Origin of the sequence: Rhodococcus sp. 66b, from assembly GCF_002076325.1 — a bacterium.
GTDB lineage: Bacteria > Actinomycetota > Actinomycetes > Mycobacteriales > Mycobacteriaceae > Rhodococcus_F > Rhodococcus_F erythropolis.
The window spans coordinates 209,313-223,394 of the sequence record NZ_MUZB01000012.1; the positions used below are offsets into that span (position 1 = coordinate 209,313).

The 14,082-nt window shown below is 63.0% G+C and carries 14 protein-coding genes; 6 read left to right on the forward strand and 8 right to left on the reverse strand.

The annotated features are described in order from the left end of the window. The 8 genes from nuoE to B0E55_RS22750 form a co-directional block, all read right to left on the reverse strand. The gene (nuoE, locus tag B0E55_RS22715; RefSeq protein ID WP_020969458.1) at window positions 1-825 is read right to left on the reverse strand and encodes an NADH-quinone oxidoreductase subunit NuoE; all 825 of its coding nucleotides are present in this window, start codon (window positions 823-825) and stop codon (window positions 1-3) included. Continuing rightward, window positions 822-2,153 carry an NADH dehydrogenase (quinone) subunit D gene (gene nuoD / locus B0E55_RS22720; RefSeq protein ID WP_080910516.1) on the reverse strand — a complete coding sequence of 444 codons (1,332 nt, stop codon included), beginning with the start codon at window positions 2,151-2,153 and terminating at the stop codon, window positions 822-824. Before nuoD ends, nuoE begins: the two co-directional genes overlap by 4 nt. After that, a complete protein-coding gene (locus B0E55_RS22725) occupies window positions 2,153-2,815 on the reverse strand; it encodes an NADH-quinone oxidoreductase subunit C (protein ID WP_019748174.1) in 663 nt (220 codons plus the stop codon). The genes nuoD and B0E55_RS22725 overlap by 1 nt, the downstream gene beginning before the upstream one ends. Continuing rightward, window positions 2,812-3,366 (reverse strand): NuoB/complex I 20 kDa subunit family protein, encoded by a 555-nt coding sequence (locus B0E55_RS22730; RefSeq protein WP_003942234.1) that lies wholly within the window; start codon window positions 3,364-3,366, stop codon window positions 2,812-2,814. Before B0E55_RS22730 ends, B0E55_RS22725 begins: the two co-directional genes overlap by 4 nt. Before the next feature lie 80 nt (window positions 3,367-3,446). After that, window positions 3,447-3,806, reverse strand: a complete 360-nt coding sequence (locus B0E55_RS22735) for an NADH-quinone oxidoreductase subunit A (protein WP_003942165.1) — start codon at window positions 3,804-3,806, stop codon at window positions 3,447-3,449. A 228-nt stretch (window positions 3,807-4,034) separates the two neighbouring features. Beyond that, entirely contained in the window at window positions 4,035-4,427 is a 393-nt protein-coding gene (locus tag B0E55_RS22740; RefSeq protein WP_044480360.1) for an Rv3143 family two-component system response regulator, read from the reverse strand. Between the two features lie 180 nt (window positions 4,428-4,607). Next, window positions 4,608-5,042, reverse strand: a complete 435-nt coding sequence (locus B0E55_RS22745; RefSeq protein WP_020907512.1) for an SRPBCC family protein — start codon at window positions 5,040-5,042, stop codon at window positions 4,608-4,610. Between the two features lie 86 nt (window positions 5,043-5,128). Beyond that, the gene (locus B0E55_RS22750) at window positions 5,129-5,608 is read right to left on the reverse strand and encodes a toxin-antitoxin system HicB family antitoxin (RefSeq protein WP_019748177.1); all 480 of its coding nucleotides are present in this window, start codon (window positions 5,606-5,608) and stop codon (window positions 5,129-5,131) included. Between the two features lie 154 nt (window positions 5,609-5,762). Here B0E55_RS22750 and thyX point away from each other — a divergent pair, with 154 nt between their 5' ends. From thyX to B0E55_RS22785, 6 genes are all read left to right on the forward strand, one after another. Further along, window positions 5,763-6,515: an FAD-dependent thymidylate synthase gene (thyX, locus tag B0E55_RS22755; RefSeq protein WP_029538044.1), complete on the forward strand. Its 753-nt coding sequence runs from the start codon at window positions 5,763-5,765 to the stop codon at window positions 6,513-6,515. 43 nt (window positions 6,516-6,558) lie between these two features. Beyond that, window positions 6,559-7,464: a 4-hydroxy-tetrahydrodipicolinate synthase gene (dapA, locus tag B0E55_RS22760; RefSeq protein WP_003942142.1), complete on the forward strand. Its 906-nt coding sequence runs from the start codon at window positions 6,559-6,561 to the stop codon at window positions 7,462-7,464. Next, entirely contained in the window at window positions 7,465-9,474 is a 2,010-nt protein-coding gene (locus B0E55_RS22765) for a ribonuclease J (RefSeq protein ID WP_019748179.1), read from the forward strand. A 59-nt stretch (window positions 9,475-9,533) separates the two neighbouring features. After that, the gene (locus B0E55_RS22770; RefSeq protein ID WP_003942175.1) at window positions 9,534-10,157 is read left to right on the forward strand and encodes a TIGR03085 family metal-binding protein; all 624 of its coding nucleotides are present in this window, start codon (window positions 9,534-9,536) and stop codon (window positions 10,155-10,157) included. A 124-nt stretch (window positions 10,158-10,281) separates the two neighbouring features. Continuing rightward, window positions 10,282-13,053, forward strand: a complete 2,772-nt coding sequence (locus tag B0E55_RS22780; RefSeq protein ID WP_176748935.1) for a DNA translocase FtsK — start codon at window positions 10,282-10,284, stop codon at window positions 13,051-13,053. A gap of 45 nt (window positions 13,054-13,098) precedes the next feature. Next, a complete protein-coding gene (locus tag B0E55_RS22785; protein ID WP_019748181.1) occupies window positions 13,099-14,079 on the forward strand; it encodes a TerC family protein in 981 nt (326 codons plus the stop codon). Window positions 14,080-14,082: the final 3 nt, after the last annotated feature.

Sequence of the window (14,082 nt, forward strand, 5' to 3'; positions counted from 1 at the left end):
TCACTTCCCTTCGCCGGGAGCGTCGGCCGCGGAGGCCGAGCCGGGTGGGTTGTCGTCGAGAGATCGGCTGATACGTAGTCCGGCAAGAGTTGCATCGCCGACGGTCTGCGCTTCGGCTGCCTCGATTCGCGTATCCGGAAAACCAGCCAGAGTGCGCGCAGTCTGCCGGAACGAGCACAGCGTGGCACCGCGATCGGGTGTCACGCGCTCTCCGGCGCGGAGCGCATCGACGAGTGAGCGCGCCGATTCCGGGGTCTGATTGTCGAAGAACTCCCAGTTGATCATCATGACGGGGGCGTAGTCGCACGCCGCATTGCACTCGATGTGTTCGAGGGTGATCTTACCGTCGGACGTCGAGATGGAGTGTCCACCTTCGTCTCTGGAGCCTGTCGAGCCCAGGTGCTCTTCGAGTGCCGCGAGGATGTCGTCGCCGCCCATGATCGCGCACAGCGTGTTGGTGCAGACTCCGACCAGATACTCACCCGTCGGCCCCCGGCGATACATGGAGTAGAAGGTGGAAACTGCGGCGACCTCGGCGCCCGTCAATCCCAGCTTGGCACTGCAGAAATCGATCCCGGCCGGGGTGATGTACCCGTCCTCGGATTGCACGAGATGAAGGAGCGGCAAGAGGGCGGATCGGCTGGTGGTCGCGGCGGCGTCAGGCTCACGGTAACGAGCGATGACGGTTTCGGCGTCGGCGTCGAGTCGGGCGAGTACGTCGGGTGGATAGCTCGATCGTGCGCCAGGGCGTACCAATTGCGTGGGCTCCTCCGGGCGCGGCCCGAGTTCGATGAACACGCGTGACGAGCCGTTGGGGCCGGTCATCGGTCCACTCCGCCCATGACGGGATCGATACTGGCAACCGAAGCGATCACGTCGGACACCATGCCTCCCTCACACATCGCGGCGACCGCTTGAAGGTTGGTGAACGACGGGTCCCGGAAATGGACGCGGTACGGGCGGGTTCCCCCGTCGCTGACCATGTGCACCCCCAGTTCGCCACGCGGAGACTCGACGGCGACGTACACCTGACCTGGCGGCACGCGGATACCCTCGGTGACCAGTTTGAAATGGTGAATCAGACCTTCCATGGAGGACTCCATGATCTTGGCGATGTGCTTCTGCGAGTTGCCGAGGCCATCCGGTCCGACAGCGAGATCGGCAGGCCAGGCGATCTTCTTGTCGTCCACCATGACCGGGCCCGGTTGCAGCTTGTCGAGGCACTGCTCCACGATCTTGAGGGACTCCTTCATCTCCTCGACGCGGATGACGTACCTTCCGTAGCAATCGGATCCGTCGTGTGTCACTACGTCGAACTCGTAGTTCTCGTAGCCGCAGTACGGCTGCGCTCGACGCTGATCGTGGGGGAGACCTGTGGCGCGAAGGACCGGACCCGTCACCCCGAGCGCCATACAGCCGGTGAGATCGAGATATCCGATTCCCTGGGTACGTGCTTTCCAGATGGAGTTGTCGCTGAGCATCAGTTCGACGTCACGTAACCGTTTCGGTAGGACCTTCAGCAATTCCCGAACCTTCGCGACCGACCCGTCGGGTAGATCCTGAGCGAGACCACCAGGCCTGATGTAGGCGTGATTCATCCGCAGTCCGGTGATCGTCTCGAACACGTCCAGAATCAATTCGCGTTCGCGGAATCCGAACAGCATCGCCGTTACGGCGCCGAGTTCCATTCCGCCGGTCGCCAGGGCCACGAGATGTGAGGAGATCCGATTGAGTTCCATCATCATCACGCGAATGACGGTGGCTCGCTCAGGAATGTCGTCGGTGATGTCGAGAAGTTTCTCGACCCCGAGGCAGTACGCGGTTTCGTTGAAGAACGGTGACAGGTAGTCCATTCGAGTAACGAAAGTGACGCCTTGCGTCCAGTTCCGGAATTCGAGATTCTTCTCGATTCCGGTGTGCAGGTAGCCGATTCCACATCGAGCTTCCACGACTGTCTCACCCTCGATCTCGAGAATGAGGCGCAAGACCCCGTGAGTGGACGGATGCTGCGGGCCCATGTTGACCACGATCCGTTCCGCCTCGCCGGTTCGCTGGCGGGCGGCCGCGGTGACGATGTCGTCCCAGTCCTGTCCCGATGCCGTGACGACGGTTTCCGTCGTGGCACCGGAGTTGTTTCCTGTCGTCTCGTTCATCAGTTGTACGACCTACGCTCGTCGGGAGGCGGAGTCTGGGCGCCCTTGTACTCGACCGGGATACCGCCGAGCGGATAGTCCTTCCGCTGGGGGTGGCCTTTCCAGTCGTCGGGCATCTCGATGCGGGTCAGGGCCGGATGACCGTCGAAGACGATCCCGAAGAAGTCGTACGTCTCGCGTTCATGCCAGTCATTGGTCGGGTAGATCCCGACGATCGACGGAATATGCGGATCGGAATCCGGCACAGATACTTCCAGCCTGATTCGGCGGTTGTGCGTAATAGAGGCAAGTGGATACACGGCGTGCAGTTCACGACCGGTGTCCTGCGGGTAGTGCACTCCGTCGACACCCAGGCAGAGCTCGAAGCGAAGGTCCGGTTCGTCGCGCAGTCTTCGCGCAACCTGCGGCAAGTGGGAGCGTTCGACGTGCAGCGTCATCTCGTCTCGAAAGATCACCACACGCTCGACTGCAGCGGTGAAAGTGCCACCCGCGCTGCTCAATGCCGCGTCCAACGAATCCGCGACTGCATCGAAATAACCGCCGAAGGGTCGAGAAGCCTTGTCCTCTAGAGAGATCGGAGGGGCAAGCCTGCTGTAGCCCGAGGTGTCGCCAGTGCCGCGGACCCCGAACATCCCTCTCGCGCCGGTGTTACCCGAGGTCATCGCAGCAGCCCCTTCATGTCGATGGTGGGGGTGGATGCCAGTGCGGCGCGCTCGGCTGCCGCGCGTGCCTCTTCGCGGTTCACGCCGAGGGGCATTTCCTGGATCTTTCGGTGCAGTTCGATGATCGCGTTCAGGAGCATCTCCGGCCGCGGCGGACAACCGGGCAAGTAGATGTCGACCGGCACGATGTGGTCGACGCCCTGAACCACTGCGTAGTTGTTGAACATTCCGCCGGACGACGCGCATACACCCATGGCCAGAACCCATTTCGGCTCGGCCATCTGGTCGTAGACCTGACGAAGTACCGGGCCCATCTTTTGACTGACCCGCCCGGCCACGATCAGAAGGTCTGCCTGCCGCGGCGACGCGCGGAATGCCTCCATGCCGAACCGCGCAAGGTCGAAGCGACCCGACGTGGTTGCCATCATCTCGATGGCGCAGCACGCGAGCCCGAAGGTGGCAGGCCACAGTGATCCTTTGCGGGCATAACCTGCCAGGCCCTCGACCGTGGTCAGTAGAAATCCGCTGGGGAGCTTTTCTTCGAGACCCATATCCGACTCTTTTCAGTCGTAACAGCTGCGGTGTGACCGGTTTTGTCTGACTCGTGTGTGCTGTTCCTGTGTTCGCTGCGCTAGTCCCAACCGAGACCGCCTCGTCGCCATTCGTATGCGTATGCCACCGAGACGTTGACTATGAAAAGGCCCATCGCCGCGAGGCCGAACAAGCCGAGCGAATCGAAATGCACCGCCCACGGATAGAGGAAAACGATCTCGATGTCGAAGATGATGAACAGCATTGCCGTCAGATAGAACTTGACGGGAAACCGTCCGCCACCAGCGGTACGGGGTGCCGGTTCGATTCCGCATTCGTAGGCTTCGAGTTTCGCCCTGTTGTACCGCTTCGGGCCGACCACGGACGCGAGAACAACCGACACCACAGCGAAGGCCATCGCGATGACCCCGAGAACGAGAATGGGGATGTAAGCGTTCATCTCACCCGAACTCCTCTCCGCTGTGCGGATGTCCGCCTAGCCCGAAGGTGCCGTTAACCCGAAGGTGCCGTTCGATTTCGATACTGCCAGCAATTCGACACTTATGTGACCTGCGACACCCACACTAGGGGAGGCCTCCGACATTGGGTTGATTTTCGAGGTGCCGAGTTTCGCTCTCGAAAGTCCGAAGTAGTCGGCGCCGCAACGAATCACCGCTGCAACGGGTGCTCACCGGCTCAGTTGCCGACGCAGAAGCGCGATGACGGTGGAAGAGAGTTCCATCGGATCTATCGGCTGCGGCACTGAGGCTTCCGCTCGCGACCACGACGCCAGCCACGCATCGTCGGGTCGACCGGTCAGTACGAGGATCGGCGGACAGTCGACGATCTCGTCCTTGAGTTGTTTCGCGACGCCCATGCCGCCCGCCGGACTCGCCTCGCCGTCGAGGATGGCGAGATCGATTCCGCCGGCATCGAGCTTGTCGACGACGATCGGCGCGGTCGCGACCTCGACGTAGTCGATGGTGGGCATCGAAGGATGTGGGCGCTCTCCGAGAGCGAGCCGAACTTGCTCGCGGGTGTGTGCGTCGTCGCTGTAGACGAGGATGCGCACGGGTGCCATGGAGTTGGGCTCTGCGGTCTCGGCGGACACGCGGCCGACGTTACTCTGGGCGGTCCCCGGCTACCGGCGAATGTTCAACATCGGCAAGAACTTCCGAGAAATCGCAGCTGGGCTTCACGGCAAACGGCCCCTACCCGGCGATGAACGCCGAAGTAAGGGCCGCCTGAATTGCGTGTGCGCTCAGAAGTTTTCGACGAACTTCGTCAGGCCCTTGCTTGCAGTTTCCAGGGCCGTCTTCTGCGCCTTCTTCACCAGGAAGCCCGGCAGCGGGATCTTGGGATCGATGGTCAGTTCGAAGGTGACCTTGGTTCCACCGTCGGTGGGAGTCAAGACGTACGAGCCGTCCTGCTGGTTCTGCTGGCCGCTCTCGACGAGTGTCCAGGTCACCTTGTCGTCGCCCTCGAAGGTGTAGTCGACTACCTGCTCGTCGTTGATTCCCAGAATGGACACGGCCATGCGAACGCGATGGGGGCGACCGTCGTCGTGGGTGCTCTCGATGGTGATCTTCTTGTGCGCAGACGACCACTCCGGCAGCCGATCGACTGCAGCTACGGCCTTCATCACCGTTTCCGGATCAGCCTTGATCTCGAATTCCTTGACGCCCGAAACGGCCATGAACGTGCTCCTTCTCGCCTTGCGGCAACGGTTCGTGATTACTGCAGTTGCGCAATTAGATCATCGGCGATCAGGGTGGCGTCGAACTAGTCCATGCCGTTCTTGCGCATCTGGTCCCGCAATGCGCCCTGAACGGCTTGTGAAACCCACGAGTTGAGGGAGACTCCGTTCTGATTGGCTGCCTCCTCGGCGCGGGCTTTGATCTGCTCCATCATCCTCAACGTCACTCGGCTGATATCGCCGCTGACGTCGTCGAACGAGTAAGTGGAGTCCTTCTTCTCGTCGTCTGCCTTCTCGTTTCCGCCCTCGCCGCCGGTCGAATTCGTCGGGCGGACGACGTCGGTCACGATCTCGTTGCCGTCGAGATTGACCCTGACCTCGCGGCCGTCGAGTTTGGTCCCGATCTCCTTGGCCAACTCCGTCGCCGCGGCCAACAAGACCAGGCGGACCGAGGGTTCGATGGCGGCGGACAATGACGCCGCAATCCGGCGCGTGTGATCGTCGCCGAGTTCGGCTGCGGTGACGAGGTCATTCTGCAGCTTCGCGGTGTACTCCGAAATGTCCATGACACCAGCGTGACGTCAAAAGTGACGTCAGTCAAGGATGTGATGACGTCACTCGATCTCGGGGGTGGTCGACCGCTATAGAGTTGCCCAGCACCTGAGGCGAACGGCGCCCGGGTTTCGTGCTGGTCGTTTCGTGCTTGTCGAGGAGTGGGTTGTGCCGAACACGGTGTCGCTGAAAGTGCAGTTGGTGGCGAAGTCCGAGTTCTTCCCGCCCGAGGACATTCCGTGGGAGACGGACGCGGATGGCGGCGAAGCGCTCGTCGAGTTCTCCGGCCGAGCCTGCTACCAGAGTTGGTCCAAGCCGAATCCGCGAACCGCAACCAACGCCGGCTACCTCAGACATCTGCTCGAGGTCGGACACGTTTCGGTGCTAGAGCACGCGACGGTGAGCTTCTACATCACTGGTATCTCGCGCTCGTGCACTCACGAATTGATTCGTCACCGGCACTTCTCGTACTCGCAACTCTCGCAGCGATTCGTTCGCGAGAATGATGCGAACGTCGTCGTGCCTCCCGCGGTCGAAGGTGATCCCGAGCTCGAATCACTGTTTCTGTCTGCCACCGACGAGAGCCGTCGCGCTTACGGCGAACTGCTGACCGCCCTCGAGGGGAAATTGCAATCAGTGCCCGGTGCCCCGATGCGTGGCAAGCAAGCCAGGCAAGCTGCGCGCTCGGTGCTGCCCAACGCAACCGAGACACGCTTGGTCGTGACCGGGAACTATCGGGCCTGGCGGCACTTCGTCGAGATGCGCGCCACCGAACATGCCGACGTCGAGATCCGGCGAGTCGCGATCGAGTGCCTACGTCAGCTTCGTGACGTCGCCCCAAATGTGTTCGGGGACTACGAGATTCTCCGCGGAAGCGACGGATCGGAAATCGCCGTCAGTGCATTTGCGGCCGAGTCGTGACTCGTGTGCAGAAGTAAGAGCTGAACCGGGTAACCTTCTGACCATGACCTACGGTGATTCCGCTTCTCTTGTCGAGCGTCCGTTCGGCACCATTTCCGTTGCGATGGTGACCCCGTTCACTGCCGACGGGAAGTTGGACGTCGACGCGGGAGTGCGCCTCGCAGCCCATCTCGTCGACAACGGCTGCGACGGCCTCGTTCTTGCCGGCACGACCGGTGAGTCTCCCACCACCACCGAGTCCGAGAAGCTCGACCTGCTCCGCGCAGTGATCGACGCCGTCGGCAACCGCGCGAAGATCGTTGCAGGCGCCGGGAGCAACGACACCGCCCACAGTGTCGAACTCGCCCGTGACGCGGCTCGCGCCGGAGCGCACGGTCTGCTCGTCGTCACCCCGTACTACTCGCGTCCGCCCCAGGCCGGACTCTTTGCACACTTCACCGCCGTCGCCAACGCGACCGACCTGCCCGTCATGTTGTACGACATTCCGCCCCGCTCCGTCGTCCCCATCGAGACCGAAACGATCCGACGACTCGCCGAGCACCCGCGGATCAAGGCCGTCAAGGATGCCAAGGGTGACCTCAACGCCGGCGCAGAGTTGATCGGCACCACCGAGCTTCAGTTCTTCTCCGGTGACGACCCGCTGAACCTGCCGTGGCTCGCTGTCGGTGCTACCGGCTTCGTCAGCGTCATCGGCCATCTCGTTCCGGGTCGCCTCCGCGACCTCCACACCGCGTTCGTGTCCGGCGACATCGCCCGCGCACGCGAGATAAACCTCAGTTTGATCCCTGTGATTCGTTCCGTTGCCCGCCTCGGCGGTGTCAGCGCTTCGAAGGCGGGTCTGCGACTCATCGGAATCGATGTCGGAGAACCACGCCTTCCGCAGGTTGCACCCACTAAAGAGCAGATCGACGGTCTTGCCGCCGATCTGCATGCGGCAGGAGTTTTGTAAATGACCCGTCCCCCCCGACGTCGTAGTGCCAGTCGTCAAGCCGGTCCGCCTTCGCCTCCGGCTCCCGAGACGGCCGCGAAGGCCGCACCGGTAGAGGCACCAGCTGCGCCGGCGGCAGAAGCGGCCCCCGCCGCAGCCGCCCCGCCCAAGAAGGCCGCAGCAGCCAAATCTGCAGCCACCAAGTCCGCCGCCACCAAATCTGCTGCACCCAAGAAATCGACCGAAGACAGGTCGCCGCGCAAATCTGCCGGCGGCAACCGTCCGGCAGCGTCGAAGGCGGGCAACGGGCGCGGAAACAAGCGCCCCGAGAACCGTCCGGCCGTCGATCCCACCGGTCGCCTCGGAACACCCCCGAAGGCGCCGGCATCGGGTCTGCGCATCGTCGCTCTCGGTGGCATCGGCGAAATCGGTCGCAACATGACGGTGTTCGAGCACCGCGGCAAGTTGCTGATCGTCGACTGCGGTGTGCTGTTCCCCGAGGACCAGCAGCCCGGCGTCGACCTGATCCTCCCGGACTTCCGCTACATCGAAGACCGTATGGACGACGTCGAAGCCGTCATCTTGACTCACGGCCACGAGGACCACATCGGTGCTCTGCCGTTCTTGCTGCGCCTGCGCGCGGACATTCCGGTCATCGGCGCGAAGTTCACTCTCGCCCTCGTTGCCGCCAAGTGCCGCGAGCATCGCCTGCGACCGAACCTCGTCGAGGTCGTCGAAGGAAACACGACCACTCACGGCCCGTTCGACTGCGAGTACTTCGCCGTCAACCACTCGATTCCCGACGCGCTCGCGATCGCGATTCGCACCGACGCCGGAGTTGTACTGCACACCGGTGACATCAAGCTCGATCAGCTGCCTCTCGACGGCCGCCTGACCGACCTCGCCGGTTTCTCCCGCCTGGGCGACGAGGGTGTCGACCTGTTCCTCGTGGACTCGACCAACGCCGAGGTCCCGGGATTCGTCACGCCCGAGCGTGAAATCGGGGGAGTACTCGACAACGTCATCGGCAAGGCGAAGCAGCGCGTCATCGTGGCATCGTTCGCCAGCCACGTGCACCGCATCCAGCAGGTCGTCGACGTTGCCGCTCGGTACAACCGTCGCATCGTCTTCGTCGGCCGCTCGATGGTCCGCAACATGCAGATCGCCCAGGATCTCGGCTACCTCACGGTGCCAGACGGACTGGTCGTCGACATCGACACCGCCGCCACCCTTCCCGACGATCGCCTGGTGCTCATTTCGACGGGTTCGCAGGGTGAGCCGTTGGCAGCGCTCTCGCGGATGGCACGCGGCGAACACCGCCAAATCAACATCCGGGCCAACGACTTGGTCGTTCTCGCGTCCTCCCTGATCCCGGGCAACGAGAACTCCGTTTTCGCCGTGGTCAACGGCTTGGCCAAGCGCGGTGCCACCGTCGTGACTCAGCAGAGCGCCAAGGTTCACGTCTCGGGCCACGCGTCCGCCGGTGAGCTGCTCTACCTGTACAACGCGGTTCGGCCCACCAACGCCATGCCCGTCCACGGTGAATGGCGGCACCTGCGTGCCAACGCCGCCCTTGCCAAGGCCACCGGCGTTCCGGAAGAGCGCATCGTGCTGGCCGAGGACGGCGTCGTGGTCGACATGGTCGACGGCCTCGCCGAGATCGTCGGACGCGTACCGGTCGGACACGTCTACGTCGACGGTCTTTCAGTCGGCGACGTCGGCGAGCCGACGCTCTCCGATCGCCTCGTACTCGGTGAAGGTGGCTTCATCGCCATCACCATCGTCATCAACGAGTCGACAGGACGCGCAGTCAGCACTCCCGAGGTCTCCGGTCGCGGCTTCTCCGACGATCCGACGGCACTCAAGGCCGCCGCGGATCTCGTGGAATCGGACCTGGCCCGGTTGGCGAGCGAAGGCGTCATCGACGCTCATCGCATCGCGCAGTCCGTGCGCCGCGTCGTCGGACGCTGGGTCGCGGACAAGTACCGCCGCCGTCCGATGATCATTCCGACGGTCATCGCGGTTCCGTAGATTCGGCACAGCAGGTCGCTTCCGCTCGAACCCGGTCCGGTTCGAGTACTTTGGCGAAGGTGACCTTCGCTCATGACGAACGACTCGCCCTGGTGGACAGCATGGTCGAGTTCGGCCCCGATGCTCCGACACTGTGTGGGGAGTGGACCAATCGTGACCTGGCAGCACATCTGATTGTCCGGGAGCGGCGTCTCGACGCCGCTCCCGGAATCATGTTGAGCCCTCTTGCCGGTCACACCGAGAGCGTGCGAAAGGCCGCAGCGGCGCGTCCGTGGGAGGAGATCCTCGACGACGTTCGGAGCGGGCCGCCGCGATGGTCGCCGATGTACTGGCTCGACGCGCAGGTCAACACCACCGAGATGTTCGTTCACCACGAAGACGTACGCCGCGCACATCTGAACTGGGCGCCGCGTCCGTTGTCGGAGGGTCGGCAGGCTCAGCTGTGGAAGTACGCACGCCAGATCGGCAAGATGGGCTACCGCAAGGCCGCTGTCGAGGTAATTTTCGAACTTCCCTCCGGCGAGAGTGCGGTCGTCCATAAATCCGGCTCTCGCAGTGTTGTCTTGCAGGGCGAACCCGCCGAGTTGCTGCTGCACGCTTTCGGTCGCAACGAAGTGAAGATCGAAGCCAAAGGTGAACTGGCCGACGTCCAATCCGTGATGGCGCTCGATCGCAGTTTCTGATTGCCTTTTTCAACCTGAGTGGCGCTCGAACGACGGGTTGCGAAGATCACGTTTCGCACTCGCGACCAGTGTTGCTGGTGTTGCGGATGGTCCAGATGGGGTCGCACAGACTAGCCTGAACTCCATGGCAGGTAAGTCGAGCGCCCGGGGATCCAGTACAAGCACGTCCACGTCCAGGGCATCGACCAGGTCGTCAGCCTCCACTCCGAGTGCGCGCACGACCGCAAAACCTCGCACCTCCCGCACCACACGGACCGTGTCGACTCCTCGGAACGTCACGACTTCGGCCAGGGCTGGTGGGCGCCCGGCCTCGGGCAAAGGCTCCAAGCCAGCGCCCAAGAAGGCCTCCGGTACGTCGTCATCCGCGCGCCGCCCGGTATCGAAAACGTCTCAGCGGGCCAGCCCGTTGGCGGCTGTCGGCAAGGGAATAGGAGCCGGGTGGTCCCTGGCTGCCCGCGGCGTCGGCGCCACCACACGCACCGTCAGTAAGGTCGGCGAGATCGAAGCCGGCCACCGCCGCGACGGAATAGCGCTCGGCCTGATCGCATTCAGCGTCGTCATCGCCGGCGGCGTCTGGTTCAAAGCCGGTGGTCCGATCGGCGGCGGCATCGACACCCTTGTGCGCGCTATCTTCGGCGCGGCTTCGGCCGTGCTCCCCATCGTCGGCGTCGGCCTCGCGATCCTGTTGATGCGCACAGAACCGAAACCTGAGATCCGCCCCCGACTGATCATGGGATCGTTGCTGGTCGGTCTGCCGGCGCTCGGCCTCTGGCACATCATCTCGGGTTCACCGACAGACTCGACCGGTCGCTCCAACGGAGCAGGGTTCGTCGGGTACGTCGTGGGCGGCCCGCTCACCAACGGGCTCACCGTCTGGCTGTCTGCGCCGCTGTTGGTCATCGCCGCCGGATTCGGAATCCTCCTTCTGACCGGAACCACGCTGCGTGAGGTGCCGAGCAAGTTCCAGTCCTTCTTCGGTGCCTCGTATCGCTCGGACGAATACGGCGACTACGGATCCGAATTCGACGAGGACGGCGAGCACCACTACGGCGAATCTGCTTACGATCCTTCACTGTTCGACGCCGACGGCTACCCGGTCGACACCTACGCCGAGCCACCGCTCAAGCCCGCCAAGCGGACCAGCCGACGCGCACCGATCGACAACTACCCGACGGACGAGTTCGAATCCGGCGACAAGAAGACCGAAGTACTCGGTCTGTGGAACGCCGACGACACCGCAGTACCCGACGAGCCCGTCGTGGCTGCTGCCGCGCCCGTCGTGGAGACTCCGGCGCCGCGCCCCAAGGTGCCGGCCCGTTCCGTCCCTATCGCCAAGCCTGTGCCGAAACCCGAACCGGAGCCGGAGGAGAAGGAACACTTCGTCACCGATCGGGTCACCGACGGCGACTACAACCTCCCTCCGACGACGTTGCTGATCGAAGGGGACCCGCCCAAGCTCCGCAGTTCTGCGAACGACGCGATGATCGAAGCGATCAGCGAGGTCCTCGAACAGTTCAAGATCGACGCCGCCGTTACCGGATTCACCCGAGGCCCGACAGTGACGCGGTACGAGGTCGAACTCGGCCCAGGCGTGAAGGTCGAGAAGATCACCGCGCTCGCCCGCAACATCGCCTATGCAGTGGCTACCGACAACGTCCGTCTCCTGGCTCCCATTCCGGGTAAGTCCGCCGTGGGCATCGAGGTACCGAACTCCGACCGCGAAATGGTTCGCCTCGCCGACGTGCTGAACGCGCCGAGCACGCGACGCGATCACCACCCACTGGTGATCGGTCTGGGCAAGGACATCGAAGGTGACTTCGTCAGTGCCAACCTCGCGAAGATGCCCCACCTTCTGGTGGCAGGTTCGACCGGCTCGGGTAAGTCGAGCTTCGTGAACTCGATGCTCGTCTCGTTGCTCACCCGAGCAACGCCGGAAGAAGTACGGATGATCCTCATCGACCCGAAGATGGTCGAGCTCACGCCGTACGAAGGCATCCCGCACCTGATCACGCCGATCATCACTCAGCCGAAGAAGGCCGCGGCAGCGCTGGCCTGGTTGGTCGAGGAGATGGAACAGCGTTACCAGGACATGCAGGCCAACCGGGTGCGTCATATCGACGACTTCAACTCCAAGGTCAAGTCCGGCGAAATCACCGCCCCGCTGGGCAGCGAGCGCGTCTACCGTCCGTACCCGTACATCCTGGCAATCGTGGACGAGTTGGCCGACCTCATGATGACCGCTCCCCGCGACGTCGAAGAAGCGATTGTCCGCATCACGCAGAAAGCCCGTGCTGCCGGTATCCACCTGGTGCTGGCAACGCAGCGCCCCTCCGTCGACGTCGTCACCGGCCTGATCAAGACCAACGTGCCGTCTCGTCTGGCGTTCGCGACGTCTTCACTGACGGACTCGCGAGTCATCCTCGATCAGCCAGGCGCCGAGAAGCTCATCGGTATGGGTGACGGCCTCTTCCTGCCCATGGGTGCGGGTAAGCCGACCCGTATGCAGGGCGCGTTCATCACCGACGAAGAAATCTCGGCGGTCGTCGACTTCGCGAAGAACCAGGCGGAGCCCGAGTACACCGAAGGTGTCACCGCGCAGAAGGCCGGGGAGAAGAAAGACGTCGACCCCGACATCGGCGACGACATGGATGTCCTCTTGCAGGCCGTGGAATTGGTGATCACCAGCCAGTTCGGTTCGACATCGATGCTTCAGCGCAAGCTGCGAGTCGGGTTCGCCAAGGCCGGCCGACTGATGGACCTCATGGAAAATCGTGGCGTCGTCGGACCCAGCGAGGGCTCGAAGGCCCGCGAGGTACTCATGAAGCCTGAGGAACTCGACGGTCTGCTGTGGTCGATTCGCGGCGGCGACCCGGATGAGGCACCCGCAGACGAGTAGGGACACCTCGGCGGACAAGCCGTCGACAGACGACCGGAGGAACCCGTGCATGTGACGCCGTTGGCTTGGGGAATCACGATCGTGGTGATCCTCGGCCTGTTCGTCTTCGACTTCTTCGCCCACGTCCGCACGCCGCATGCGCCGACCTTCCGGGAGTCCGCGTTCTGGTCGACGGTCTACATCTCGATCGCCATCGTCTTCGGCCTCGTCGTGATGTGGATCTGGGGCACCACGTACGGCGGTGAGTACTTCGCCGGCTATGTCACGGAAAAGGCGCTCTCGGTCGACAATCTGTTCGTCTTCGTGATCATCATGTCGACCTTCGCGGTACCACGAGAGTTCCAGCAGAAGGTGTTGCTGATCGGCATCGTCCTCGCGTTGGTGATGCGCGGAATCTTCATCGGTGTCGGTGCCGCCGCCATCAACGCATACAGCTGGGTGTTCTACCTCTTCGGTGCGTTCCTGATCTACACCGCGTACACCCTGATCCGCGATCACGGGCATGAGAAGGAAGCCGAGGAGAAGCGCGACAGTCGCATCATCTCGCTCGTGAAACGGGTGCTGCCGACTACCGAGGAATACGACGGCGACAAACTGATCACCCGGATCGACGGCAAGCGCGTCGTGACTCCGTTGTTGTTGGCGCTCATCGCAATCGGCTTTGCCGACGTGCTCTTCGCGCTCGATTCGATTCCGGCGATCTACGGTCTGACTCAGGAACCGTATCTGGTGTTCACCGCCAACGCCTTCGCGCTGATGGGCCTACGGCAGCTGTACTTCCTGATCGGCGGGTTGCTCGAACGGCTGGTCTATCTCTCGTACGGGCTCTCGATAATCTTGGCGTTCATCGGTGTGAAGCTGGTACTTCACGCGTTGCACGAGAACACCCTCTCGTTCGTCAACGGAGGTGAACACGTCTCCGTGCCGGAAATCTCCACGGCACTCTCACTCGGAGTGATCATCGGAGTATTGGCGGTGACGACGGTCGCGAGCCTGTTGAAGACTCGCGACCGGGCCGGGGAGTAGGCC

Bases quoted from the DNA above. Each gene is read 5' to 3' on its own strand.
- B0E55_RS22725 (WP_019748174.1), bottom strand. From the start codon at position 2,815: ATGACCTCGGGTAACACCGGCGCGAGAGGGATGTTCGGGGTCCGCGGC.
- B0E55_RS22740 (WP_044480360.1), bottom strand. From the start codon at position 4,427: ATGGCACCCGTGCGCATCCTCGTCTACAGCGACGACGCACACACCCGC.
- B0E55_RS22730 (WP_003942234.1), bottom strand. From the start codon at position 3,366: ATGGGTCTCGAAGAAAAGCTCCCCAGCGGATTTCTACTGACCACGGTC.
- nuoE (WP_020969458.1), bottom strand. From the start codon at position 825: ATGACCGGCCCCAACGGCTCGTCACGCGTGTTCATCGAACTCGGGCCG.
- B0E55_RS22765 (WP_019748179.1), top strand. From the start codon at position 7,465: ATGACCCGTCCCCCCCGACGTCGTAGTGCCAGTCGTCAAGCCGGTCCG.
- B0E55_RS22750 (WP_019748177.1), bottom strand. From the start codon at position 5,608: ATGGACATTTCGGAGTACACCGCGAAGCTGCAGAATGACCTCGTCACC.
- B0E55_RS22780 (WP_176748935.1), top strand. From the start codon at position 10,282: ATGGCAGGTAAGTCGAGCGCCCGGGGATCCAGTACAAGCACGTCCACG.
- B0E55_RS22735 (WP_003942165.1), bottom strand. From the start codon at position 3,806: ATGAACGCTTACATCCCCATTCTCGTTCTCGGGGTCATCGCGATGGCC.
- nuoD (WP_080910516.1), bottom strand. From the start codon at position 2,153: ATGAACGAGACGACAGGAAACAACTCCGGTGCCACGACGGAAACCGTC.
- dapA (WP_003942142.1), top strand. From the start codon at position 6,559: ATGACCTACGGTGATTCCGCTTCTCTTGTCGAGCGTCCGTTCGGCACC.
- B0E55_RS22745 (WP_020907512.1), bottom strand. From the start codon at position 5,042: ATGGCCGTTTCGGGCGTCAAGGAATTCGAGATCAAGGCTGATCCGGAA.